This window comes from Paucibacter sp. M5-1 (assembly GCF_027498415.2).
Taxonomy (GTDB): Bacteria; Pseudomonadota; Gammaproteobacteria; order Burkholderiales; family Burkholderiaceae_C; genus Roseateles_E.
In genome coordinates this window covers 1,241,651-1,266,739 of record NZ_JAPZLM020000001.1, presented here as the reverse complement: position 1 = coordinate 1,266,739, position 25,089 = coordinate 1,241,651, and the positions used below count along the sequence as shown (strand labels likewise).

At 69.3% G+C, this 25,089-nt stretch carries 21 protein-coding genes; 14 read left to right on the top strand and 7 right to left on the bottom strand.

Annotated features, from left to right (window positions below):
• Positions 1-5: 5 nt before the first annotated feature.
• Entirely contained in the window at positions 6-473 is a 468-nt protein-coding gene (locus tag O5M90_RS05810) for an Lrp/AsnC family transcriptional regulator (protein WP_137941954.1), read from the bottom strand.
• A 131-nt stretch (positions 474-604) separates the two neighbouring features.
• Here O5M90_RS05810 and O5M90_RS05805 point away from each other — a divergent pair, with 131 nt between their 5' ends.
• Entirely contained in the window at positions 605-2,164 is a 1,560-nt protein-coding gene (locus O5M90_RS05805; protein WP_269840322.1) for an aminotransferase class V-fold PLP-dependent enzyme, read from the top strand.
• Here the strand turns inward: O5M90_RS05805 and O5M90_RS05800 are convergent.
• The gene (locus O5M90_RS05800; RefSeq protein WP_269840321.1) at positions 2,149-4,830 is read right to left on the bottom strand and encodes a TonB-dependent receptor; all 2,682 of its coding nucleotides are present in this window, start codon (positions 4,828-4,830) and stop codon (positions 2,149-2,151) included. The genes O5M90_RS05805 and O5M90_RS05800 overlap by 16 nt on opposite strands.
• A gap of 304 nt (positions 4,831-5,134) precedes the next feature.
• On the opposite strand from O5M90_RS05800, the gene O5M90_RS05795 reads away from it, so the two are divergent.
• Genes O5M90_RS05795 through O5M90_RS05760 form a run of 8 tightly spaced genes read left to right on the top strand, consistent with a single transcriptional unit; the run spans position 5,135 to position 12,437 of the window.
• Complete coding sequence (locus O5M90_RS05795; protein ID WP_269840320.1) at positions 5,135-6,370, top strand: cyanophycinase; 1,236 nt, start codon at positions 5,135-5,137, stop codon at positions 6,368-6,370.
• Positions 6,371-6,387: 17 nt separating this feature from the next.
• The gene (locus O5M90_RS05790) at positions 6,388-7,077 is read left to right on the top strand and encodes an ABC transporter permease (protein ID WP_269840319.1); all 690 of its coding nucleotides are present in this window, start codon (positions 6,388-6,390) and stop codon (positions 7,075-7,077) included.
• The gene (locus O5M90_RS05785) at positions 7,074-7,760 is read left to right on the top strand and encodes an ABC transporter permease (protein ID WP_137941959.1); all 687 of its coding nucleotides are present in this window, start codon (positions 7,074-7,076) and stop codon (positions 7,758-7,760) included. Before O5M90_RS05790 ends, O5M90_RS05785 begins: the two co-directional genes overlap by 4 nt.
• A 4-nt stretch (positions 7,761-7,764) precedes the next feature.
• Entirely contained in the window at positions 7,765-8,889 is a 1,125-nt protein-coding gene (locus tag O5M90_RS05780) for a succinylglutamate desuccinylase/aspartoacylase family protein (protein WP_269840318.1), read from the top strand.
• Between the two features lie 12 nt (positions 8,890-8,901).
• Complete coding sequence (locus O5M90_RS05775) at positions 8,902-9,666, top strand: ABC transporter ATP-binding protein (protein WP_269840317.1); 765 nt, start codon at positions 8,902-8,904, stop codon at positions 9,664-9,666.
• Between the two features lie 10 nt (positions 9,667-9,676).
• Complete coding sequence (locus tag O5M90_RS05770; protein ID WP_269840316.1) at positions 9,677-10,660, top strand: GlxA family transcriptional regulator; 984 nt, start codon at positions 9,677-9,679, stop codon at positions 10,658-10,660.
• Positions 10,657-11,712 carry an arginine N-succinyltransferase gene (locus O5M90_RS05765; protein WP_269840315.1) on the top strand — a complete coding sequence of 352 codons (1,056 nt, stop codon included), beginning with the start codon at positions 10,657-10,659 and terminating at the stop codon, positions 11,710-11,712. The genes O5M90_RS05770 and O5M90_RS05765 overlap by 4 nt, the downstream gene beginning before the upstream one ends.
• Complete coding sequence (locus O5M90_RS05760; protein WP_269840314.1) at positions 11,712-12,437, top strand: arginine N-succinyltransferase; 726 nt, start codon at positions 11,712-11,714, stop codon at positions 12,435-12,437. Before O5M90_RS05765 ends, O5M90_RS05760 begins: the two co-directional genes overlap by 1 nt.
• A 19-nt stretch (positions 12,438-12,456) precedes the next feature.
• Here O5M90_RS05760 and O5M90_RS05755 read toward each other — a convergent pair whose 3' ends face one another.
• On the bottom strand, positions 12,457-15,882 hold the full coding sequence (locus tag O5M90_RS05755) for a patatin-like phospholipase family protein (protein WP_269840313.1): 3,426 nt from the start codon (positions 15,880-15,882) through the stop codon (positions 12,457-12,459).
• A 150-nt stretch (positions 15,883-16,032) separates the two neighbouring features.
• Here O5M90_RS05755 and O5M90_RS05750 point away from each other — a divergent pair, with 150 nt between their 5' ends.
• Together O5M90_RS05750 and O5M90_RS05745 are read left to right on the top strand one after the other, a co-directional pair.
• Complete coding sequence (locus tag O5M90_RS05750) at positions 16,033-16,467, top strand: YeeE/YedE family protein (RefSeq protein WP_269840312.1); 435 nt, start codon at positions 16,033-16,035, stop codon at positions 16,465-16,467.
• Between the two features lie 11 nt (positions 16,468-16,478).
• Positions 16,479-16,910 (top strand): DUF6691 family protein, encoded by a 432-nt coding sequence (locus tag O5M90_RS05745; RefSeq protein ID WP_262970443.1) that lies wholly within the window; start codon positions 16,479-16,481, stop codon positions 16,908-16,910.
• A 50-nt stretch (positions 16,911-16,960) separates the two neighbouring features.
• On the opposite strand, the gene O5M90_RS05740 is transcribed toward O5M90_RS05745, so the two are convergent.
• Together O5M90_RS05740 and O5M90_RS05735 are read right to left on the bottom strand one after the other, a co-directional pair.
• The gene (locus O5M90_RS05740) at positions 16,961-20,074 is read right to left on the bottom strand and encodes a S8 family serine peptidase (protein WP_269840311.1); all 3,114 of its coding nucleotides are present in this window, start codon (positions 20,072-20,074) and stop codon (positions 16,961-16,963) included.
• A 31-nt stretch (positions 20,075-20,105) separates the two neighbouring features.
• Positions 20,106-20,828 carry a PEP-CTERM sorting domain-containing protein gene (locus tag O5M90_RS05735; protein ID WP_269840310.1) on the bottom strand — a complete coding sequence of 241 codons (723 nt, stop codon included), beginning with the start codon at positions 20,826-20,828 and terminating at the stop codon, positions 20,106-20,108.
• Positions 20,829-21,296: 468 nt separating this feature from the next.
• On the opposite strand from O5M90_RS05735, the gene O5M90_RS05730 reads away from it, so the two are divergent.
• Complete coding sequence (locus O5M90_RS05730) at positions 21,297-22,520, top strand: erythromycin esterase family protein (RefSeq protein ID WP_269840309.1); 1,224 nt, start codon at positions 21,297-21,299, stop codon at positions 22,518-22,520.
• A gap of 17 nt (positions 22,521-22,537) precedes the next feature.
• Here O5M90_RS05730 and O5M90_RS05725 read toward each other — a convergent pair whose 3' ends face one another.
• Complete coding sequence (locus O5M90_RS05725) at positions 22,538-23,092, bottom strand: PAS and helix-turn-helix domain-containing protein (protein ID WP_137941972.1); 555 nt, start codon at positions 23,090-23,092, stop codon at positions 22,538-22,540.
• Positions 23,089-23,499, bottom strand: coding sequence for a PaaI family thioesterase (locus O5M90_RS05720; protein ID WP_269840308.1), 411 nt, complete (start codon positions 23,497-23,499; stop codon positions 23,089-23,091). The genes O5M90_RS05725 and O5M90_RS05720 overlap by 4 nt, the downstream gene beginning before the upstream one ends.
• A 104-nt stretch (positions 23,500-23,603) precedes the next feature.
• On the opposite strand from O5M90_RS05720, the gene O5M90_RS05715 reads away from it, so the two are divergent.
• On the top strand, positions 23,604-24,311 hold the full coding sequence (locus O5M90_RS05715) for a CoA transferase subunit A (protein ID WP_137941973.1): 708 nt from the start codon (positions 23,604-23,606) through the stop codon (positions 24,309-24,311).
• A 2-nt stretch (positions 24,312-24,313) separates the two neighbouring features.
• Entirely contained in the window at positions 24,314-24,952 is a 639-nt protein-coding gene (locus O5M90_RS05710; RefSeq protein ID WP_137941974.1) for a CoA transferase subunit B, read from the top strand.
• Positions 24,953-25,089: the final 137 nt, after the last annotated feature.

Here is a 25,089-nt window from a genome sequence, read left to right as displayed (position 1 = left end):
CCTTTTCACTTCACATAGCTCAGCGGCAGCGCCGTCGTCAGCTTCAGCTCCTCCATCGCGAAGCTGGAGCTGACGTCGTGCAGCTCGGTGCCGGCGATCAGGCGCTTGTAGACCGCGTCGTAGGCCGCGATGTCGGGCACGACCACGCGCAGCAGATAGTCGACATCGCCGCTCATCCGGTAGAACTCGACCACCTCGGGAATCGCCTGGATGGTGGCGCGAAAGCGCTCGAACCACTCCTGGCTGTGGATGCTGGTGCGCACCGAGACGAAGACGGTGACGCCCACATTGATCTTGCGCGCGTCCAGCAGGGCCACCTGGCGGGTGATCACGCCGGCTTCCTTCAGGCGCTGGATGCGCCGCCAGCAGGGCGTGGTCGACAGGCCCACCTGGGCGGCGATCTGCGCCACCTGCTGCTCGGCGTCCTGCTGCAGCAGTTCAAGAATTTTCAGATCCAGGGAATCCAATTTCATAATTATTCTCTGTTGAGAAATGGGATTGCATAACAAGACCGGAGAACGGTCAACAACGAACGTTGTTTCCGGCCCCGGCCGCGCAGAATTCCGGGCATCAGCAAAGCCAGCGGTGCCCCGCGCCCGATCCCATGGAAATCTATCTCGATGCCAATGCCACCACGCCGGTGCTGCCCCAGGCCCGCGACGCCGCGCTGGCGGCGATGGCCGATGACTTCGGCAACCCCAGCAGCGTCCACAGCACCGGGCTGAAGGCCCGCGCGCTGATGGACGCGGTGCGCGCGCAGGCGCGGCGGGTGCTGGGCGCACCCAGCGGCCAACTGCTCTTCGTCAGCGGCGCGACCGAGGGCATACAGACGGCGGTGCTGTCGGCGCTGAACGCCTTGCGGGCCCGGCGCGATGCCGGACAGTTCGTTCCCGATCTGCTGCTGTATGGCGCCACCGAGCACAAGGCCGTGCCCGAGGCGCTGAAGCACTGGAACGCGTTGCTGGGCCTGAACTTTGTCGTGCAGGCGATTCCGGTCGGCCGCGATGGCCGCCACGATCTGGACTGGCTGCGTGCCCAGGCGCCGCGCGCCGGCCTGGTCTGCACCATGGCCGCCAATAACGAGACCGGCGTCATCAGCGATCTGGACGGCATCGCAGCCGCGCTGGCCGACAGCCCGGCGCTGTGGCTGGTGGACAGCGTGCAGGCCCTGGGCAAGCTGGGCCTGGACCTGGCCGCGCGCCGTATCGACTACGCGCCGTTCTCGGGCCACAAGCTCTATGCGCCCAAGGGCATAGGCCTGCTCTATGTGCGCGAAGGCGCGCCGCTGACGCCCCTGATGGCCGGCGGCGGCCAGGAGGGCGCGCAGCGCGCGGGCACCGAGAATGTGTCGGGCATTGCCGCGCTGGGCGCGGTGCTGGCGGCGCTGGATGAGGGCAAGACCTTCAAGCACCATGCCGTGCTGGCCGGCTACCGCGAGCGCCTCGCCGACGCGCTGCGGCAGGCCTTTCCCGGCCTGGTCTTCAATGCGCCGCCGGATCTGTGCCTGCCCACCACGCTGAACTTCGCGGTGCCGGGCCTGAGCGCCAAGCTGCTGCTGGACCTGTTCGACGCTGCCGAGATCCGCGTCAGCGGCGGCTCGGCCTGCGGCGCCGCGAAGGCCCAGCCCAGCTATGTGCTGGAGGCCATGGGATTGCCCGACTGGCAGACGGCCTCGGCGGTGCGCCTGTCCTTCGGCCCGGCCACCGAGCCCGAGTTCATCGCCCAGGCCTGCGAGCGCATCCGCGCCTGCGGCGAGTCCCTGCGCCAATGCAGCGCCGGCCCGCGCCCGCTGCATCCGGTGCTGTCGCTGGAGGGCGGTGATGCGCAGGAGCAGCGGTCGGAGCTGGACGCCGCCGCCGTGCGGGCCCTGCTGCAGCAGCACCCCGAGCTGCTGCTGGTCGATGTGCGCGAGCCTTATGAGCAGCGCATGGGCCTCAGCCTCGATCTCGGCACGGCCTTACCCTGCCAGGCCGTGCCGCTGTCGGCGCTGCCCGAGGCGCTGCCCGGCTGGCTGGCCCTGCCGGCCGGGACGCCGCTGCTGTTCTTCTGCCGCAGCGGCAAGCGCAGCGCCCAGGCCGCGAGGGCGCTGCGGCGGCTGGGCCGCGACCAGGCCTTCAGCCTGGCTGGCGGCCTGGCGCTGTGGCCCGCTCAGCGGAAGCTGTAGCTCAGGCTTGCAAACCAGGTCCGGCCGCGCGGGTCGGTGTAGGTCGGGTCATAGGTGGACAGGAAGTAGTAGGACTGGTTGCTGAACGGCGGGTCGGTGTTCAGCAGGTTCAGCAGGCCGGCGCGCAGCTTCAGGTCCTTGCTGATCGCGTAACTGCCGCTCAGGTCCCACAGCGCATAGGCCTTGACCTTGCGCGGCTGGGTGTCCGGCAGGTAGCTGTCGTCGGTATGGGCCGAGAAGTAGCTATTGCCCAGGGTCAGGCTGGCGGGGCCGAGGTCCCAGTCCAGCGACAGGCGATGGCGCCAGCGCTGGATGGTCTGGTCCTGCAGGAAGCGGCCGGCGTTCTCGATGAAGGGCTCGGTCTTGCCGAACTGGCGCTTGTACTCGATCACATAGGTGCCGCTGAAGTTCACACCGAAGCGGCCGGCTGCCGTGCTGGCCGAGCGCCAGCGGCCTTCGAAGTCCAGACCCGAGGTCTTCAGGCCGCCCTGGTTTTCCTTGCGCAGTATCAGGGTCGGGAAATCGTCGATCGGATCGCGTTTGATATAGGCGGCATAGCGATCCGGATTCTCCAGGATGATCTTGCCGGACAGGTCGCTGATCACATCGGTCTTCTTGATATGCCAGTAGTCGACGCTGACGCTGGTGTCGCGCAGCGGCTCGAACACCAGGCCCAGCGAGAACTGCTTGCTCTTCTCGGGCTTCAGATCGGGGTTGGCGACCTTCTCGGTGGGGTACTGCTCGAAGGAGTCGAAGACGCCGTCATACAGGAAGGCGGCGCTGGTGCCGTAGGAGGTCGGGCGGTAGAGCTCGCTGAAGCTCGGCGCCCGGAAGCCGGTGCCGGCCGAGGCGCGCACCAGCAGCTCCTTGTTCGGCTGCCAGCGCAGGCCCAGCTTGGGATTCACCGAGCTGCCGACGCGCTGGTAGTGGTCGGCGCGCAGCGCGGCCTGGATCTCCAGGGTCTTGCTGTAGGGCGCGCTGATCTCGGCATAGGCCGAGCTGATATTGCGGCCGTTGCTGGTGGCGACGAGGGCCGGGTTGGTGCCGCTGCCGTCACGGTCGCCGCCGATGTTGTTGCTGACCAGCAGGGCCGAGGGCGTGAACTTCTGGGTCTCGCGGCGCAGCTCGGCGCCGAAGGCCACGCCGATATCGCCGCCGTCAAGCTGGCCGAGGGTGCCGGTGATCTTGGCGTCGAGGCCCGAGGTCGTGCCCTCGCTGCGGCGTGCCGCATCGTCGATGCGCAGCGACTGGATCAGCGCCTGGCTGGCGGCCGGGCTGGGACCAAAGGGGTTGATCTGGCCGCCGCGCACGGCCGCTACCAGCTCATTGAACTTGAAGTAGCCGTTGACATAGCGGTCCTCGACCTTGTTGAGCGCATGGCTGGCGCCCACCGTGTAGTCCCAGCTGCCGAAGGTGCCGGTGGTGCCGACGACGACGCGATTGGCTTCGCTGGTCACCTCGCTGCTGCGGTTGCCCAGCTCGGTGGCGCGAAAGCGCACTTCGAAGCTGCTCGGGTGGTTGACCGGATTGGGCAGGAAGGCGTTGACCGCGCTCCAGTTGACCCCGGAGAGCGTGGTCGGGTTGGGCGACAGCACATACAGCGTCTCGGCCCGCGCCAGCATCAGCTCGGCAAAGACCTGCTGGCCGCCGCCCAGATCGGCGATGCCGCGGCTGAGGAAGGCGATCTTGTCGGACTTGGGATAGATCTCGGTATCGGCCATGTAGTCATAGCCGCAGGCCTGGGTGCCGACCAGCTCGGTGTAGACCGAGGCGGGCGGATTGCAGCCCGGTGCGAACAGATTGAGCGTGCGCTGGTTGTAGGGCTGGCCGTTGAAGCGGTAGCCGGCGGCGTTGATCGCGGCCAGCTGGGCGTTGCGGGTGGCGGCCGTGCCCGACAGTCGGATATTGCCGGGGAAAGGGCGGCTCGACAGGTAGTAGGGCACGGTCTCGGCCAGCGGACGGTCCTGGATGAAGTCGCGCTGGGTGCTGCGCAGCGCGTCGAGCTTCTGGATGTCCAGCGTCGCGAAGACATTGAAACGGTCGCGGTTGAGGTCGCCGACGCCGCCGCTCAAGGTCACGGTGCGCTTGCCGGCCCCGCCGTCCTGGGTGTCGGCCACATAGGCGCTGATATCGACGCCGCGATAGTCCTGGCGGGTGATGAAGTTGATCACGCCGCCGATCGCATCGGTGCCGTAGATGGCCGAGGCGCCGTCCTTCAGAATCTCGACGCGCTGGATCGCGCCGGCCGGGATGCTGTTGAGATCGACGCCGGCGCTGTCGCCGGGCGAGGCGAAGTTGGCCAGGCGGCGGCCGTTCAGCAGCACCAGGGTGCTGGAGACGCCGATGCCGCGCAGATTGGCGCCGTTGAAGCCGCGCTGGCCGCCGGTGTTGTCGGTGATGGAGGCGCCGTCGCCGAGATTGGCGGCGCTGGCGCTGATGTTCTTCAGCAGCTCGGCGGCGGTGGTGACGCCGCTCTTGTCGATGTCGTCACGCTTGATGGTCTGCACCGGCAACGCGGTCTCGCCGTCGATGCGCTTGATGCTGGAGCCGGTGATCTCGACGCGCTCGAGCTTGGCCTCCTGCGCCAGCGCGGCGCTGCTGAGCAGCAACAGGCTGGCCTGGGCCAGCAGATGAAGTTGGGGGCGGCGGAAGCGGGGCATGGACATGGAAAGCCTCTTTGGCGAACGGTGGAGGGAGCCGGCCCGGGACTGCAGGCCTTGAGGCGACTCTAGAAGTCGGCCGCAAGTCGCGGGGATGGGGTTTTGGCGGGGCGGTCGCTTGTGCGCAAGTCCTCGTCGCTTGCGTGCAAGCCCTTGTTGCGCCGTCGCCCCCGGCCTGCTGCGCTCTTGCGTGAATGCGACATGCAGTTGCGGCCTGGGCGCAGCGAGGGCTTTTCCAGGGCCTTACCCGCTGGCCGGGCGCGGCGACGGCTGACAAGATGGCAGCCATCGACCACAAGACCGACGCTCCATGCCTTTCTTGAAACTGTTTCTGCTGCTGGCCGCGCTGCTGCAGGCCGGCCCTGCCAGCGCCCAGACCGCCATCGCGATCGGCGGCGCGCTGAAATTCGACAACGACGCGGTCTGGAAGCGCATCGTCGACGAGGCCGGCGGCCCCGGTGCGCGCTTCGCGGTGTTCGCCACCGCCGCCGGCAACCCCGAGCGCAGCGCCCGCCAGATCATCGAGGCGCTGAACCGCCACGGCGCGCAGGCCGAGCACATCCCGGTCGCCCCGCGCCTGAAGGGCGAGGACCTGCAGGCCCGCCTTCATGACCCGTCGCTGATCGCCCGGGTGCGCGAGTCGCGCGGCGTCTATTTCTCCGGCGGTGCCCAGGAGCTGATCGTCGACACCTTGCAGCCCGGTGGCCGACCCACCGAGATGCTCAAGGCGATCTGGTCGGTGTTCGAGCGCGGCGGCGTCGTGGCCGGCAGCAGCGCCGGCGCAGCCATCATGAGCCGCACGATGTTCCGCGATGCACAGGACACGCTGAAGGTGCTGAAGGGCCAGCTGCGCGAGGGCATAGAGACCGACCGCGGCCTGGGCTTTGTCGGCCCGGATCTCTTCATCGACCAGCACTTTCTCAAGCGCGGCCGCTTCGGCCGCATGCTGCCGCTGATGCAGGCTCAGGGCTACCGGCTGGGCCTCGGTGTCGAGGAGAACAGCGCCGCCATCATCCGCGGCGGCGAGATCGAGGTGATAGGCGCCAAGGGCGCGCTGCTGGTGGACCTGGGCCAGGCCAGGCATGACGCCAAGCTCGCGGCCTTCAATGTGCGCGGAGCCAGCCTGAGCTATCTGGACCGCGGGGATCGCCACTCGCTGAAGAGCGGCGTGACAACGCCCTCGCCGCAGAAGGCCAAGGACCTCTTCATCGACCCGCATGCCACCGGCTTCAAGCCCTATTTCAAGAGCGTGCCTTTCTATCCCGACATGCTGGGCGACACCACCATCGTCAACGCGATGGGCCAGCTGCTGGACAGCCCGGCGAGCGAGGCCCGTGGCCTGGCCTTCAGCGGCCAGCCGCTGGCCGACGATGCCAAGCCCGACCTGGCCTTCGAGTTCCGGCTCTACAAAGGCCCCGACACCCGGGGCTGGTTCACCGGCGCCTTTGGCGGCGAGGACTACACCGTGGTCCGCATGCAGCTGGATGTGCTGCCGGTGCAGATCAGGCGACCTTTTTACCTGCCGATGAACGCGCCCACCCCCTGAGCCGCGAGGAGTTCCCGATGTTGCATGGATACGGCGCCAGCCTTGCCGAGGGCGCCCTGATGACGCTCGTGCTCGCACTGGCCTCGCTGGGCGTGGCCCTGGCCCTGGGCCTGCTGGGCGCGCTGGCCAAGCTCTCGCGCAGCCGGCTGCTGCGCGGCCTGGCCCAGAGCTACACGACGACGATACGGGCGGTGCCCGATCTGCTGCTGATGCTGCTGGTCTTCTTCGGCGGCCAGGCCCTGATCAACGAGATCGCGCTGCGCCTGGGCCACGAGGACTACATCGACATCAATCCCTTCGTGGCCGGCGTGGCCACCATCGGTTTCATTTTCGGCGCCTACCTGACCGAGACGTTTCGCGGCGCTTTCATGGCCGTGCCGCCGGGCCAGCGCGAGGCGGCCCAGGCCTTCGGCATGGGCGCGTGGCGGGTGTTCTCGCGCATCGTCGCGCCGCAGATGCTGCGCCATGCGCTGCCGGCGCTGGCCAACAACTGGCTGGTGCTGCTCAAGAGCACGGCCATCGTCTCGGTGATCGGCCTGACCGATCTGATGCACCGCGCCGGTCTCGCGGCCGGTGCCACCCGCGAGCCCTTTCTGTTCTACGGCACGGCGGCCCTGGTCTATCTGGCCTTCACCAGTGTCTCGGAGCTGGGTTTTGCGCGCCTGTCGCGGCGCCTGGCCATCGGCGCCAAGGGGAGCCGGCTATGAACTGGGATCTGGTTGCCGAGGCGCTGCCGCTGTATCTGCAGGGCGCCGTCACCACCTTCAAGTTGCTGCTGCTGGCCCTGCTGCTGGGGCTGGTCTGTGCCGTGCCGCTGGCGCTGCTGCGGGCCTTGCCCTCGCCGTGGCTGAGCCGGCCGGTGTTTGCCTTCACCTACTGCATCCGCGGCACGCCGCTGCTGGTACAGCTCTTCCTGCTGTACTACGGCCTGGCCCAGTTCGAGGCGGTGCGCGCGAGTGTGGCCTGGCCCTGGCTCAGCTCGGCCTGGTTCTGCGCGGTGGCAGCCTTCGCGATCAATACCTGCGCCTACACGACCGAGATCATCGCCGGCGCGATCCGCGCCTTGCCTGCCGGCGAGATCGAGGCGGCCTATGCGATGGGCCTGAGCCGGGCCCAGATGCTGCGCCGTGTGGCCCTGCCCAGCGCGCTGCGCCGCGCGCTGCCGGCCTATGGCAACGAGATCGTGATGATGCTGCACGGCACCTCGCTGGCCAGCATCGTCACCTTGGCCGACCTGACCGGCGTGGCGCGCCAGTTCAACGCCACCCACTATCTGCCCTTCGAGGCCTATCTGACGGCCGGTGCCTTCTATCTGCTGATCACCCTGGCCCTGGTCGGCCTGCTGCGCGCTGCCGAGCAGCGCTGGCTGCAGCCGATGCTGGCCCGTTGAACCGATGCAAACCCTTCACCATGTGATCGAGCTGGGCACGCCCGGCACCCGGCGCGAGCTGCTGAGCCTGCATTACGGCCCCGATCAGGAGCGCAGCGGCCGCAAGGCCGTGTTGCAGGCCTCGCTGCATGCCGACGAGGTGCCCGGCATGCTGGTGGCTCATCATCTGCGCCAGATGCTGCAGCGCCTTGAGGACGCTGGGTCGCTGCGTGGCGAGATCGTGCTGCTGCCGGCCGCCAATCCGATCGGCCTGTCGCAATGGCAGCAACTCGCCCACCAGGGCCGCTTCGATGCCAACTCGGGCGAGAACTTCAACCGCCACTATGCCGACCTGAGCCGCCAGGCCGCCGAGCGCGCCGCGCCGCGGCTGACGCAAGACCCGACCCTCAACACGGCCGTGCTGCGCCAGGCCTTGCGCGAGAGCCTGGCGGCGCTGCCGGTCAGCAGCGAGCTGCAAAGCCTGCGCAAGATCCTGCTGGGCCTGGCGATCGATGCCGATGTGGTGCTGGACCTGCACTGCGACTGCGAGGCCGTGCTGCATCTGTACAGCGCCACGCCGCTGTGGCCGCAGGCCGAGCGCCTGGCCCGCCATCTGGGCGTGAGCCTGAGCCTGCTGGCCAATGAGTCCGGCGATGCGCCCTTCGATGAGGCCTGCTCCCAGGTCTGGTGGCGGCTCGGCCAGATCTTCGCGGGCCGCCATCCGGTGCCGCAGGCCTGCTTCGCGGCCACCATCGAGCATCGCGGCTACGGCGACGTCGGCCATGGCCTGGCGGTCCAGGATGCAATGGCCATCCTGGCCTTTCTGAGCGAGCGCGGCTTCATCGATCAGCCGGTCAGCGAGCCGCCGCCGCTGCGCCGGGCCGCCCGGCCGCTGGAAGGCTCGATGCCTTTGCACGCGCCGCATGCCGGCATCCTGGTGTTTGCACGTGCGCCTGGCGACGAGGTCAGGGCAGGGGACTTGATCGTCGAGCTGATCGACCCGCTCAGTGGCGCGATCACGCCGCTGCTGAGCCCGGTCGACGGCCTGCTCTACGCCCGCGAACACCGCCGCTACGCCCATGCCGGCCTGCGCCTGGCCAAGATCGCCGGCGAGCAGGCGCTGCGCAGCGGCAAACTCCTCAGCGCTTGAAGAAAAGAGATCATGGACAGTCTTGTTGTTGAAAACCTGCACAAACGCTATGGCGAGCGCGAGGTGCTCAAGGGCGTCTCGCTGTCCGCGCGCACCGGCGATGTGATCACCCTGATCGGCTCCAGCGGCTCGGGGAAAAGCACCTTCTTGCGCTGCATCAACCTGCTGGAGCAGCCCTGGGAGGGCCGCTTCTCGCTGGGCGGCGAGCAACTGAAACTGGGCCGCGACCGCGACGGCAGCCTCAAGGCCCTGGACGCCAAGCAGCTGCAGCGCTGGCGTGCCCGCCTGGCGATGGTGTTTCAGAACTTCAACCTCTGGGGCCACCGCACCGTGATCGAGAACGTCATCGAGGCGCCGGTCTATGTCTTGGGCGTGCCCAGGGCCGAAGCCATCGAGAAGGCCGAGGCCTTGCTGGCCCGCGTCGGCGTGGCGCACCGCAAGGATGTCTACCCGGCCCAGCTCAGCGGCGGCGAGCAGCAGCGCGTCGCGATCGCGCGGGCGCTGGCGGTGGAGCCGGAGGTGATGCTGTTCGACGAGCCGACCTCGGCGCTGGACCCGGAGCTGGTGGGCGAGGTGCTGAAGGTGATGCGCGATCTGGCGGCCGAGGGCCGCACGATGATTGTCGTGACCCATGAGATGGGTTTCGCCCGCGAGGTCTCGACCCACACGATGTTTCTGCACCAGGGCAAGGTCGAGGAGCAAGGCAATCCGCGCGAGGTGCTGCTCAAGCCGCAGAGCCCGCGCCTGCAGCAGTTCCTCAGCGGCGGGCTGAAGTAGAGTCGCGCAGGTGAGTCCGACCCGCCCCATTGCCCTGCTGCTGCTGCCCGGCTATTCGGCGCTGGCGGCGGGCGCCTTGCTGGAGGCGTTCTACCGGGCCAATGACTTGCAGGACGAGGCCGACTACCGGCCGCAGCCGGTGTCCGTGAGCGGCGGGCCGGTGGCCGCGAGCAGCGGCGCCCAGTTCATCACCGAGGCGCTCGACCCGCAGCTGCCCTGGCATGCGCTGTTCGTGCTGTCCGACGAACGCGCGCCGGCCAGCGCGGCCTTGCTGGCCCTGCTGCGCGAGCTCGGGGGCAGGTCTTGCGTGCTGGCCGGTGTCGACGGCGGCAGCGCCGTGCTGGCCGCTGCCGGCCTGCTGCAAGGCGAACGCGCCAGCGTGCACTGGACCCTGGCCGAGACGTTGATGGAGGCCTATCCGGCCGTGGTCTGGTCGGGCCAGGTCTGGGAGATCAACGCGGCGGCCAGCCGGCTCAGCTGTGGCGGCGGCACCGCCTGCCTGGATCTGGCGCTGGCCTGGCTGGGCCGGCTGCATGGCGAACGCCTGGCGCAGGAGCTGAGCCTGGCCCTGGGCCTGGAGCGCTTGCGTGGCCGCGACGAGCGCCAGCGCCGGCCCAGCTCCGAGCGCGCCGGCAGCCCCAAGCTGGCCGAAGCCCTGGCCCTGATGGAGGCCAATCTGGCCGAGCCCCTGCCCACCGAGGAGGTGGCTCGGCTGGTGGGCGTCTCGCGGCGCCAGCTGGAGCGCCTGTTCAAGCAGCATCTGGATTCGCTGCCCTCGCGCTACTACCTGGAGCTGCGCCTGAACCGCGCACGCCGGCTGCTGCAGCAGAGCAGCCAGTCCATTTTGCAGATCGGCCTGTCCTGCGGCTTTTCATCCGGGCCGCATTTCTCCAACAGCTACAAGGCCTCCTTCGGCCACACGCCGCGCGATGAGCGCAGCCAGCGTGCCGCCGCCTGGCGCAGCCTGCCCTCCACGGAAGAGACCCCGCCATGAACCCGCTTGCCCTTTTGCTGCGCCCGGTGGCCGGCGCTGATCTGCCGGCGCTGGAGCGCATCGCCGCCGCCAGCGCCCATGGCATCGGCTCCCTGCCCAGCGACCGCGACAAGCTCAGCGCACGCATCGCGCGCTCGATCGAGGCCTTTGCCAGCCAGGACGTCGCCAGCGGTGAGGAGACCTATCTCTTCGTCTTGGAGGATCGGGAGGCCGGTCGCGTGGTCGGCTGCAGCGGCATCGCCGCCAGCGCCGGCTTTCGCGAGCGTTTCTACAGCTATCGCAACGAGTTCGTCGTCCATGCCTCGGCCCCGCTGGGCGTCAGCCAGCGCATGCACACCCTGCATCTGTGCCATGACCTGACCGGCTACACCTTGCTGACCTCCTTCTATATCGAGCCCGCCTATGAGCAAGGCCTGGCCCCGCAGCTGCTGTCGCGCGCCCGGCTGCTCTTCATCGAGCAGCACATCGAGCGCTTCAACGACCGCATCGCGGCCGAGAGCCCGGGCCTGGCCAACGAGGCCGGCCAGAGCCCGTTCTGGGACGCGGTGGGGAGGCGTTTCTTCAATATGGACTACCCGCAGGCCGAGGCCCTGACCGGCGGGCGCAGCAAGGCCTATATCGCCGACCTGATGCCGCATTCGCCGGTCTATGTGGCCCTGCTGCCCGAGGACGCGCAATGGGCCATCGGCCAGCTGCATCCGGTGGGCGAGCTGCCGTTTGCCATCCTTCAGGCCGAGGGCTTCGATGCCGACACCTATATCGACATCTTCGACGGCGGGCCGACGGTGGAGGCCAGCCTGGCGATGCTGCGCAGCGTGCGCCATGCCCGCACGCTGCCGCTGCGCGCCGGCGCGGTGACGCTGGGGCTGCCGGCCTGGCATCTGATCGCCACCAGCGGGCGTGAGGATTTCCGGGCCGTGCTGGCCGCGCTGCCGCCGGCCGCGCAGGAGCTCTCGCCCGGCCACGAGGCGGCCGCCCGGCTGGGCCTGGCCGAGGGCGCGCGGCTGCGGGTCACGCCCGTCGATCCCTCAGCAGAACAGGGAGGGCACTGATGAGTTTCCTGCGTGAGTTCGAGGCGGCCGATGCCGCCGTGCTGGCCGGCTGGGTCAATCAGGCCGGTGTGGCGGTGGAGCCGGCCCTGGCGGCCGGCGAGTGCTGGCTGATCGCCGCCGATGCAGTGGGCCGGCCGCAGGCCTGTCTGCGCCTGCGCGAACGGCTGGGCCTGAGCCTGCCGCGCTACAGCTACCACGTCGGCCGGGCCGTCCACGCGGCGGCCGAGCTGGGCCTGTTCCAGAGCCAGGCGACGCTGCTGCTGGGCAATGACCACACCGGCGACAGCGAGCTGGCCGATCTGGCCCATGCCCCCGATTGCGCCGAGCCGGTCGCGGCCCTGCAGGCCCTGATCGTGGCCGCGCTGGCTCGCATCGCGGCGCAGCGCACGCGCTACGGCGAGCGCCTGGTGGTCGAGCTGGCCGGCCCGCGCGATGCCGAAGGCCGCTCGCCGTTCTGGCAGGGGCTGGGGCGCTTTTTCTATGCCGGCGATCCGGCGGCGGCGCGCCAGCGCTGGGGCGAGGCCTGGACCAGCCATCTGGCGGCTCTGCTGCCGCGCCAGACCCTGTACCTGCCTTTCCTCGACGAGGCCGCACAGGCGGCGCTGGGCCGCGTCGGCGCCGCCGGCCGCCACGCCGCCGCCGCGCTCGCAGGCTCAGGTTTTGCCTATGGCCGCCATGTGCGCATCGATGATGGCGGGCCGATCTGGGAGCTGAACCTGGGCTGAATCGCGGCGGCTCGGCGCCTCAGCGCGGCGGCCACCAGATCTCGATCACGCCCGGCGTCGGCCGCAGGCCCTCGGGCAGCCGCGCCAGCTGCCAGCCGGTCTGCTGCACGCTGGCGGCGCAGGCCAGGCTGGCCGCGTCGTGATAGATCACGGTGACCTGCCCATAGGGCCTGGGCGGCACCCGGCCGCGCCGCTGCGCGCTGGCCAGCACATCCTCGGTGGCCGGGACCTTGGCGCCCAGCGCGCGCAGCTGCACGACGAGGCTGCGCACCTCGGGCAGGCGCTCGGGCCCGTAGACCTGGGTGTAGATGGTCTTGCCGGCGCACAGGCCGGGCGCTGCGGCGCTCGCGCTGTCCGTCGCCGCCATCGCGGCCAGCGGCGGACAGCTCGGGGCCGGCGGGCTCAGGTCCAGCCCCCAGTAGCGCGGCTGGGCCTCGTTGTCGCGGCGCAGCCGGCCCAGGTCGAGGCAGCGCTTGGTCGGCAGGTCCAGAAACATCGCGCAGACCGGCAGGCGCTCGCGCCGCGTGCTGCACAGCTGCTCGGTGTGCTGCAGCACGCACTGGGCCAGCGGCGAACGCTGGAACCAGCCGGCCTCGCCGCTGGGGCACAGGGTCTCGGCGACACGCAGCACCGAGGCGGCCAGCGCGGCCACTTCCTTGTCGCTGGCCAGGTCGAGCCGGCCGTACTGCTCGGAGATTTCCTTGTAGGCGGCGCGGTCGGCGCGGGCGATCTCGGCGCTGTCATCACGCCAGCCCTCCAGCGCCTGCCATAGCGAGACGCCTATCGTCGTCGCCGCGCTCAGACCCACCGTGGTCGCCACCGCCGGGCCGGCGATGCGCGAGGGCAGGCGGCTGAGCATGCCGGGCTTGGCTTCCGTGTTCCCCTTGGCCGCTGCCTTGCCCGACTCTCGATCCACCGGCACGCTGCCGCTGCGGCCCACCGGCATGCCGTCATCGGGCACGAACAGGCGCATGGCCAGCTGCGGCAGGCGCTCCAGCATGCTGTCACCCAGATGGCGGCCGAGCTGGTCGCCCAGCGTGAAATAGCTCTCCCACTGCGCCTCATCGAAGAACTGGTCGGTGGTCGACTGCTGCGGGAAGCCCGGGTTCTCGCGCTTGAAGTTGATCAGGTCGACCGGCAGGCCGGGGCAGATATTCGGTTTGACCACCACCATCAGCCCCTTGGCGCCGCTGCGCCGGTAGCTGATGCTGGCCAGCGCGATGCAGGCCACGCTTTGCGCCGAGGCCAGATCGCTGAGCGAACCGAAGCACTCGGGCACGGCCTCGCCGCCGGTGCCAGTGGTGGCCGCCGGGCGCAGGAACTTGATATCGGTCTGCAGATCGATGCGGGCCTTGCGCACCAGGTTCTCCAGATCGGCGAAGCCGTAGCGCGGATCGGCGCCGCAATCGGCCACCACGATCAGCTCGGCCTCCTCGACCAGCAGCGCGTAGGCGCCGGTGTTCTCGTAGTGGCCGCCATCGCTCAAGTACCAGTGGCGCTGGCGGTCCGGGTCGAACTGGCCGCACAGCTCGGCCAGCACCATGGCCGACTTGCCGCCGCGCAGCCGGCGGCGCTGACTGCGCTGGCCCTGCGAATCCTTCAGGCCGCGGCTGTCCCACCAATGGCCCAGGCGCAGGCCCGAGCTCATCGCCAGCACCGCGATGCCCATGCGTGTCATGCCGCCCAGGCCCGGCGCGAAGGCCGCACCGGAGATCGAGACCCAGGAGCCCAGCGACATGGCCCGCAGCGGCCCGATGCGGCGCCAGGGCCGCAGGCCGACGCGGGCCAGCCCGAGCGGGCCGACCGACAGCGGCAGGCCGCGCCGGTCCTGGTTGAACAGGCCGCCGCGCGGGTCCTGGGTCTGGTTGATGCAGACATTCAGCAGATGCACCGGGCCGCCGTGCCGATGGGGCGCATAGCGGCGCATCGCCAGATCGTCGTCGGGGTCCACCACATCGATGGCCTCGACGCGCAGGCCACCATCGGGCTCATCGGGAATCACCGCCAGCGGGCAGCGCCGCGCCTGCTCGCTGCTGAGGCCGCCAGCCTGCGCGAAGCGCTTGCCATTGGCCGCGCCCAGATAGCTGCGCACCAGCCGGGCGCGGTAGAACATATGCAGCGAGGAGCGGTTCAGGAACTCGATATTCCAGGCACTCAGGGCGATATAGGACAGACACAGCAGGGCCAGGCCGCCGGCCCACAGCGGCGCATGCGCGCCAATCATGCCGTCGGGCTGCGGCACGAAGACCAGGGCATAGGCCAGCGAGACCCACCAGATCGTCAGCGACAGCAGCAGCAGCAGGCCGGCCAGATGACCGAGCACCGCCAGCGACAGGCCCAGCGCCGGCGTCATCGTCGAGCTGCTGGGCACCAGGCGCGGCAGCAGCAGGCGCAGCAGGCCGGACAGGCCCACCAGCGCGGCGCCATACCAGCCCTGGCTGCTGCCCTCGAAGACCAGATACCAGGCCAGGCGGTCGATCAGACCCAGCAGCGCCAGCAACAGGCCGATCTGGCCGACCAGGGCCAGCTGGGCGGTCAGGCTGTGTCGGGCCCGCTCCATCACGACGCGCAGCGAGAAGGGCTCGCCGGCCCGGGCGGCGGCCTGCTTGAGCCGATGCCGGGTCCAGGCGGCATAGGGGCCGGCCAGCACCCAGGCCAGCGCGCCACACAGACTCAGCAGCCAGGCCCACCACAGCGCGGCCGGCCAGTCGCTGGCCGCGCCCTGCGGCCGCAGCCGCCACAGCGCCGCGGCCAGGCCCAGCCAGAGCAGCGGCAGCAGGTAGTGCGTGGCCTGGGGCCAGGCACCGCGCGGGCGCGCCCGCAGCAGCCAGTAGCTGCAGGCCAGCAGGCTGGCGATGAAGAGCTGCGGCAGCAGCAGCAACCAGACCGTCGGCAGCCAGGCCAGCACGCCGTAGACCGTGCTGCGCGCCAGCGCGTCGTCGGGCAGGGCCGCACGCAGCCAGGGCCAGACCCAGATATTGCACAGCGCCAGCAGGCAGCCCAGCAGCAGGCCCAGCACGCCCATCTCGATATGCACGGCGACCAGATTGCGCAGATACAGCGAGACCGCAAAGATCGCGTCGCGCAGGCCGCGCGGGATCAGGTAGCGGCCGTTGGCGCGCAGCCACCAGGCCAGCCAGCGCTTGTCGACGCTGGCCAGCGCATTGGCGGTCTCGACCACCTCTTCGGGGCTTTGCGCCTGGTGGAACAGCTTGCCCACCGCCGCGCCCAGATAGCCGCCGCCGGAGACGGTGGACATCAGGTCAAAGCGCAGCAGCGCGCCGCCACGCGCCAGGGCCTTGACCAGGCCCAGGCTGAAGGTGGCGCTGCGGATGCCGCCGCCCGACAGCGCCAAGCCCCACAGCCCCTCGCCGCCGGGTGGACGCTTGGCGCCATACAGCGCCTGGCGCCGCTGTCTGACCAGGTCCGCAATCGTCTCGCTCATAGCGTCCACCTCTCACGAGTGGCCCAGTGTTGCACCGCCGGCGGCGGCGCGCATCCCTAAGCTCCGTACCGGGCCGGCGTGGCGTTGCTTTGAATCACAATGCGCGGCGGCGGATGTTCCGATCCGCTTGATTTGCTCGATGGAGGCGTGATGACCCTGGACTGGAACTCTTTCACCCCGTGGACTGCCCTGGCCGGCGGCGCGCTGATTGGCCTGGCGGCCGCCTTGCTGCTGCTGCTGAACGGGCGCATCGCCGGCATCAGCGGCATCCTCGGCGGGCTGCTGCGGCCGGCACGGCGCGACGTGGCCTGGCGCGTCGCCTTCCTGCTGGGTCTGATGGGGGCATCGTGGGTCTACGGCCTGTTCGCGCCGCTGCCGGTGCCGCGCATCGAAGCCGGCACCGGGACCTTGATGGCGGCCGGCCTGCTGGTGGGCGTCGGCACCCGTTACGGCGCCGGCTGCACCAGCGGCCATGGCGTCTGCGGCCTCTCCAGGCTGTCGCCGCGCTCGCTGGTCGCCACCCTGGCCTTCATGGCCGCCGGCTTTGTCACCGTGTTCGTGCTGCGCCATCTACTGGCGGGCTGAGGAGAGTCGCGATGCTGCTTATTGTCTTGAGTGCCGCCTTGGCGGGCCTGGTGTTCGGCCTGGGCCTGATCATCTCGGGCATGGCCGATCCGGCCAAGGTGATCGCCTTTCTCGATCTGGCCGGGGCCTGGGATCCCTCGCTGGCCCTGGTGATGGCCGGGGCCATTGCGGTGGGGCTGATCGCCTTCCGCCTGGCCGGCTCGCGCAGCCTGTCCTGGTTGGGCGAGGCGATGCGGCTGCCGACCGCGCGCGATATCGACCACCGCCTGGTGCTGGGCAGCCTGGCCTTTGGCGCCGGCTGGGGACTGGCCGGCTTCTGCCCGGGCCCGGCCCTGGTGGCGCTGGGCATGGGGGAGGGCCAGGCGCTGATCTTTGTCGCGGCCATGCTGGCGGGCATGGGCTTGTTCGAAATGCTCGAGCGCATGGGCCAGCGCCGCACCTGACGAAAAAAAAGCCACCGCCGCAGCGGTGGCTTTCACGGGAGCGGCGTTGCTCAGGGGTTGATCAGGACCAGATCGGCCTCACGACCGGTCTTGGCCAGACCATTCAAGAGCAGCAAACCGGTCTGCGACGGCGAGGCGGCAGCGCCGGCCGGGTTGTGGTTCACCGGCAGCGTGCCATTGAAGCCGACCGGCACGCCCAGCGAGTTGCCGATGCCGCTGGCAAAGCGCGGCGTGGCCGGCGTGTAAACCATATTGGTGATGGCATCGGTCTGGCTGCCGGTGAAGTAGTTGTCAAAGGCGAAGACCGAGAATCTCATCTGCTGGTTCGGGTCTGTCACCCCCAGATCGCTGGCCAGCACGGTCATGATCATAGTGCCCGACATCAGATCGGCGCCGGCGTAGAAGCGTGCAACCGCCCCGCCATTGTTCGATCCGTCCGGATTGAGCTTCTGCACCCAGACGATGGTCTGGCCGCTGCTGGCGAAGGTGCCGTTCTCGGCGTTGTAGACCACGGCATCGAAGATGCCATCGTTATTGGCATCGACATAGACGTTGAACTCGGCCGGATAGGCCGGGTGCGCACGCTCGCCATAGGTCGAGATGCCGAACTGCAGGCCGAGTCCGCCCACATCCACCGCCCGCACGCCGGCTGCGCGCAGATCCACGATGGCCTGGCCGCCACCATAGGCCGGCTGCTGGCCGCTGATCTGCGGGCTGCTGCCGGTCAGCGAGAAGATCTCCAGCGGGCCGGAGACCGCGCCGCCGACATTGCTGATCGGCAGATTGCCTGCGGCCGCACCGCCCAGCGCCACATTGGTCGCGGCGACCACATTGGCGCTCTTGCGCGGCAGCACATGCCAGGGCACGCTGGCCCCGTCGGTGCCGTCGGCCACGGTGATGTAGCCGTCGAACTCGACGCCCTGCAGCAGCGCGCCGTTGCCTTGGTTGGCGGCGGAACCGAGGTTCCATGCGGGCAGCTTGGAGGCATCCAGCACCAGGCTCAGCGTGAAGGCCGCCGTGCCATTGGCCGGCACCGCGATCGAGGCCGGCGCATTCAGCACCACCGCGCCGCTGGCCGCATCGTCGGCATAGCGGAAGCTGCGGGTGATGGTGTAGGTGCGCGGCGTGGCGCTGTAGTTCCGCACCGCGACCTTCTTGCTCAAGGTCGTCACGCCGGTGGCGCGCGGGCTGCCGAAGGACAGGGCCGGGCTGTAGCTGTTGCTGGCGTCCCAGAGGCCGGTGGTCAGCGCGGCCGAGGCATTGACGCGCAGCTCACCGGCGCCGATGCGCGAGATCGGTGCGAGCACGCCGGGCTGGGTGGCCGGGTTGGTATAGACCGTCTGGTTGGCCGCATTCATCAGCCGCGCCTTGATCTCGGGCGGCGCCGCATTCGGGAACTTCTGCAGCAGCAGTGCGGCCGCGCCGGCAACCACCGGCGCTGCGCCCGAGGTGCCACCGAAGCTTTCGGTGCCGTTGCCGCTGCCGTTGACCGCCGAGACCGAGGCGCCGGGCGCGCCGATCTCGGGCTTGATCGCGGCAAAATTGTAGGACGGGCCGCGCGAGGAGGTCGCGGTCATGCTGCCGGCCAGCGGGATGCTGTTGGCAGGGCTGACGCTGACCTGTGCCGTGTCGGTTGGCACCGACTTCAGCACATTGCCGATGGCCTGGGTGACGACCAGGCTGGGCACCATCGGTGCACCGCCACCGAAGCTGAAGGTGGGCGCGTCGCCGGCCGCATTGTTGGCGATCACCACACCGATCGCGCCGCGGTTTGCCGCGTTCGCCACCTTGATGCTGATCGAGCAGACGCCGCGATCAATCAGGGCCACGGTGCCGGTGAAATCGATGGTCGTCGCCATCTCGCAGGCCAGCGCGTTGGCCGAGCCGTTCGGGCCGGCACGCCGCAGCGTGCCGCCGAAACCGGCGCCTATCGGTGCCCAGTCCAGCGTCGCGGTGTTCGAATAGACGCCGGCAATGCCGGCCGGCGCGGTCACGACCAGCGGGATGGCGCCGGCATTGGCCATGCTGGTCTGCGCCACGCTGATGGCCTCGGGCGCGTTCGACGGCGAGCCGACGATGAAGGGGCGGTCCGCCGAGTTGCCGGCCGAGATCGCGGCGACGATGCCGAAGCGCACGGCATTGCTGATCGCCTCGGTCGAGGGGTTCTCGCGCTGGCCGTAGCTGGCGCCCAGCGAGAGGTTGAGGATGTCGGCGGCGTCGGAGAAGTCCAGATCGCCGTTCGGGTCCATCGCCCATTCGATGCCTTGCAGGATCGCCAGGCCGTTGCAGCTGGTGGAGACGCTGCTGCAGACCTTGACCGCATACAGCGAGGCGCCGGGCGCCATGCCCTTGTGCAGGCCGTCCAGGCTGGCGCCGGCGGCGATATCGGCCACATGGGTGCCGTGGCCGGAGCCGACGCCCGCGTCTATCGGGTTCGGATCGGCGAGCTGCGGGCCATTGGGCCAGGTCTCGCCGACAAAGTCATAGCCGCCGATCACCTTGGCGCTGGGGAACAGGGTGGCCGGCGCCATGCCGGCGGCGGCAGCGGCCGCGGCATTGAAGTCCGAGATCAGGCCCGAGCCACCGAGATTGCGGTGGGTGTAGTCGATGCCGGAGTCCAGCACCGCGATCTTGACGCCCTGGCCGCTCAGGCCCAGGTCCTGCAGCACCTTGGCGCCGACATAGGGCACGGTGCTGCTCAGGGCTTTCTGGTGATCGACCACCGGACGCAGCGCCGAGACGCCGGGCAGGCGCGCGATATGCGGCAGCTTGGCGGCGTCGGCCGAGATCACCACGGCGTTGTAGGCCTTGCCCAGGCGGCCCAGTTCCTTGCCGCCCAGGGCCTGGATCTGGCCCATCAAGGCGTCCTGCTTGCTTTTCAGGCTGGCCATATAGGCCTGGCGTTGTGCCAGCGTCATCCCGCCGCCGGTCTTCTTCGCATTCATCGCCAGCGCCTGGGCCAGCGGTGCATCGGTCAGGCGCACGGCCACCTGCACGGTGCCGGTCTGCTGGCGCAGCAGCGAGTTGCGCTGCTGGGTTTGCGGGCTGGGCAGCGCGAGCGCTGCCGCCGTATTGGGCAAGGGGGTCTGGGCGACGGCAGCGCCCAAGGCTGCCATCGCGGCAGCGCTCAGCAGGGCGTGTCTTGCGGTACGGGAACTGAACATGGAGTTCTCCTTGTTGCAGAAGCGGGTGGCGTCAGGCGGCGGCGATCGAGGGCGTGCGCGGGGCGCGCCGGCGCGAGGAGGCCCACAGCCCCAGGCCGGCGGCCAGCACCAGGCCTATCGTGCCGGGCTCGGGCAGCTCGGCATTGGTGGCGCCGGTCAGCTCGATGAAGTAACTCAGTGGCGACTCGCTGCCGCTGTCAAAGCCGGTCCAACCCGCCAGCGCGCCGGCACCGGCATCGCCGCCCAGCACATCGTTGAAGCCACCGGCCAGGAAGGAGGGGCTGCCGTTGGCGCCATCGGCGACGAAGCCGCCGATCGCGACGGCCAGGTAGTAGATGCCGTCGCTGATCGGTGAGCTGGCATCGCCGCTGGGCAGCAGCGAGGTCAGGCCGGAGAGATCAGGCATGTCATCGTTCATGTAGACGCCCAGGCCTGCGGTGTCGAAGAGGTAGAGCGCGGTATCGAAGCCGGTGTCCCGGGTCTTGGCCGAGAAGCTGGCGGCGTCGCTGATGCGGATCTTGTAGAGATCAACCTGGTGGCGCGGGTTGCCGCCGACCGGCACGCTGGCGGTCAGCGCGCCGCCGATGCCGCTCAGCGTGTTGAAGCCGCTGTCATACGTGGTCTGGGCCGTGCCCAGCAGGTCGCCGGCGCCCGGGGCAGTCTCGTTCCAGACGAAACCGGCCAGCGCGGCCGTAGGCAGGCTGAGGGCGGCGGCTGCGGCGAGCAGCGCGGCGATCTTCTTGATGGGTTTCATGAGGCAAGCTCCTGTGAGGGCGCGAATCCGCGAGGGATCAATGGCAATGTGTGTGGCACCGTGACCAAGCGTTCGCCGGTTCTGATCGGTCCCCGTACTGCCCATGCGGACCTTGTCGTCGGAACTTGCGCTGCCTGCCCTGCTGCGGCCCGGGAGCCGCAGCTCACCATGCCGCGAGGCCCGACGATAAGCCGCGCACCGCGCTTCGCACATCGCCGGGCTCCCCCACATTCATGGGGGTGGGGTCAGGGCTTGTCAGTGCGCGCAATAGGGCCCGACCGTGACTTTCTTCACAGTGAAAACAGGCCGATAAATCGGTGCCAGACCGCCGCCGGACGGGCCCTGCCCCTAGGGAATGTCCCAGGTCGGTTTTGCGGCCTCGCGACGCGGCGGCCGGCCTGCAGCGTTAATGCGCTCTTAAACCCAGGCCCTCTAAGCTGGCCGGCTATCCAGACGAGGGGACGGGCGATGAGGGGACGAAGACAGTGGCTGGCGGCCGCGCTGCTGGCGGCCATGGCGGCGGCGCCGGCCTTTGGCGACGCGGCGATGAGCTGGGTCGGCCGCCATGCCCAGGCGATGCCGGCGGCCACGGCGGCCGAGATCAGTGATGCGCAGCTGCAGGCTTTCGGCGCGGCGGTCGGACAGGCGCGGGTGGTGGCGCTGGGTGAGCAGACCCATGGCGGGCGCGAGGAGTTCGAGCTGCGGCTGCGCCTGCTGCGCTATCTGCATGAGCACCAGGGCTTCGAGGTGCTGCTGCTGGAGAGCGGGGTGTTCGATATCGCGCTGCTGCAAGAGGCCATGCGGCGCGGCGAGAAGCTCGAGGCGCTGGCGCCCGGCAAGGTGTTCTATATGTACTCGAAGAGCGATGCCGGCCGTGGCCTGCTGCGCTATCTGGACGAGCGCCAGGCCGGGCCACGCCCGCTGCTGCTGTCGGGCATAGACAGCCAGCTCAGCGGCGAACTGAGCCAGCGCGAGCTGCTGCCGCGGCTGAAGGCGCGTCTGGGCGGTGCCGAGCCCGACTGGCCGCTGTTCGAGCGCCTGGCGGCCGCGCTGTTCACGCTCGAGCGGCGCGCGCCGCCGGCCGCCGAGCAGCAGCGTTTCGACGCGCTGGCCGAGCGGCTGCGCGGCCGGCTCTGCGCCGGCAAGCACCGTGGCGAGGACGGCCTGCTGTGCCGCAGCCTCGCCAGCCTGCAGGCCCAGGCCGCCACCCTGTGGCGTGGCGATTACCAGCGCGACCATGCGATGGCCGACAACGTGCTGTGGCAGCTGCAGCAGCTCTACCCGGGCAAGAAGGCGGTGATCTGGGGTCACATCATCCATCTGGGCCGGGGCGTCAAGCTGGATGCCCAGCACCGCTTTGCCGGCGACATCCTCGGCGAGAAGCTGGGCCGCGACTACTACGTGCTGAACACGACGGCGCTGCAGGGGGCCTTCCTCGAATTCGCTTCGGGCCAGGTCCAGCCGGTGCCGCCGGCCTATCCGCGCAGCCTGGAGACGGCGCTGGCGCAGAACCCGGCCGAGTTCATCTTCCTGGACGCGCCGCGACCGATGCGCGCCGATCTTGCCGGTTTGCCCTCGCGCTCCATGGAGTTCGGCTATGGCCTGCCCACCGGCGGCGGCGCGGGCCTGGGTCGGCACTGGGACGGCGTGTTCTATATCCGCGAGCTGCGCCCGGTGACGATGGAGCGCTGAGACGGCCGACCGCCGGTTCAGGCCACGAGCAGCTTGTGCACCAGCTCCGGCGTGGTCGCGGCCTCGTACTTCTTCATCAGCCGGGCGCGGTAGACATCGACGGTGCGCGGGCTGATGCCCAGGCGTCGACCGATCAGCTTGCTGGTCAGGCCCTCGATCAGCAGGGCCGCGATCTCGCGTTCGCGGGCGGTCAGATCGGCCTTGATCTGGCGGTGCGCCGACAGGTCCTCGAAGCTCCAGATGCCCTTGGCATGCGGGTCCTTGGGGTCCAGCGCGCGGCCCGAGACATGGCACCAGAACAGCTGGCCGCCCTCGGGGCCGGCGACACGGCGCATCACCCGGTCGTCGGCATAGAAGCCGGTGGCGTCCAGGCTGGCGACGATGCGCGCGCCGGTGCGCTCGAATTCGGCCGGGCTGGGGTAGAGCAGCTCGAAGCTGTGGCCGACGAGCTGCTCGCGCTGCGCACCGAAGATCGCGAGCACGCGGTGGTTGCAGTCCAGGATCTGGCGGCGCTCCGACAGGATCAGGCCGATAGGCGCCATCTCGAAGGCGGTGCGATAGTCCACGCTCATCCGAGCAGCGCGTAGGTGGTGGTGGCCTGCACGGCGAGGCGGCCGTCGGGGTTGGCAATGTCTATCGTGCCGAAGGCTAGGCTCTTGCCGCTGCGCAGGACCTTGGCGCTGATCAGGCAATGGTCCGCCGAGATCGGGCGCAGAAAGCTGGTGTTCAGCTGCACCGTGGTCATGGGCCTGAACTCGCCGAGCTCGGCCATCATCGCCAGCACCATCGCGGTATCGGCCGCCGCCATCGCGGCCTGGCCGCACATCACGCCGCCCACATGCACATACTCGCGCTTGACCGGCATCAGCAGGCGCACCGCGCCCGGCGCGGCCTCCTGCACCTGCAGCTCCATGGCGCTGATCCAGGGGGCGAAAATCGTGGGAATGGCGGCTTGCAGATCGCTGGCGCTGAGCTTCATACGGGATGTCTCTCGGTGGTTTAGGCGATTCTACGTACCGCCTACGTATTGCATTAAGTAGTACGCTGAGCGCCGTTCGACAGCTACACACGGAGACAAATCCGATGAACAAACTCTACCCAAGCGCCGCCCAGGCGCTGCAGGGCATCGTCGCCGACGGCCAGTTGCTGGCGGTCGGCGGCTTCGGCCTGTGCGGCATTCCCGAGGCCCTGATCGCGGCGCTGCGCGACAGCGCGGTCAAGAACCTGACCGTGATCTCCAACAACGCCGGCGTCGATGGCTTCGGCCTTGGCCAACTGCTCGAGACGCGCCAGATCAAGAAGATGATCTCCAGCTACGTCGGCGAGAACAAGGAGTTCGAGCGCCAGTACCTGGCGGGCGAGCTGGAGCTGGAGTTCACGCCACAAGGCACGCTGGCCGAGAAGCTGCGCGCCGGCGGTGCCGGCATCCCGGCCTTCTTCACCCGCACCGGCGTCGGCACCATCGTTGCCGAGGGCAAGGAGCTGCGCGAGTTCGACGGCCAGACCTATGTGATGGAGCATGCGCTGAACCCGGATGTGTCCCTGGTCAAGGCCTACAAGGCCGACAAGAGCGGCAATCTGGTGTTCCGCCGCACCGCGCGCAACTTCAACCCGGCCGCTGCGATGGCCGGCAAGATCACCGTGGTCGAGGTCGAGCAGTTGGTCGAGACTGGCGCGATCGACCCGGACGAGGTGCATCTGCCGGGCATCTATGTGCACCGCATCGTCGTCAACGCCAACCCCGAGAAGCGCATCGAGAAGCGCACTCTGTCCGAGAAGAAGGGAGCCTGATCATGGCCTGGACACAAGACCAAATGGCGGCCCGCGCGGCCCAGGAACTCGAAGACGGCTTCTATGTGAACCTGGGCATCGGCATCCCGACGCTGGTGGCCAATTTCGTGCCGGCGGACAAGGAAGTCTGGCTGCAGAGCGAGAACGGCATGCTGGGCATCGGCCCCTTCCCGACCGAGGACGAGGTCGACGCCGACCTGATCAATGCCGGCAAGCAGACCGTCACGACGATCAAGGGCTCGTCGATCTTCGGCAGCCATGACAGCTTCGCGATGATTCGCGGCGGCAAGATCAATCTGTCCATCCTCGGCGCGATGCAGGTCAGCGAGCACGGCGATCTGGCCAACTGGATGATCCCCGGCAAGATGGTCAAGGGCATGGGCGGCGCGATGGACCTGGTGGCCGGCGTCAAGCGCGTGATCGTGCTGATGGAGCATGTCGCGAAGAAGAAGGACGGCAGCGAGGACCTGAAGATCATCCCCAAGTGCACACTGCCGCTGACCGGCGTGGGCGTGGTCAACCGCATCATCACCGACCTGGGCGTGATGGATGTGACGCCCGAGGGCCTGAAGCTGGTCGAGCTGGCCGAGGGCGTGACGCGCGAGTTCGTGCAGAGCAAGACCGGCGTGCCGCTGCGCTGAGCCGGGTTTCGCTTCGTTACAGGGCCGCTGATCGCGGCCCTTTTTCATGCATCGCCGCGGCTGGCTCGGGCGTGCAATGCGGGCTCCAGCGTGAACTATGCCCCGGGTCTTACGCCCTCTTGCAAAGCCGGGAGGCT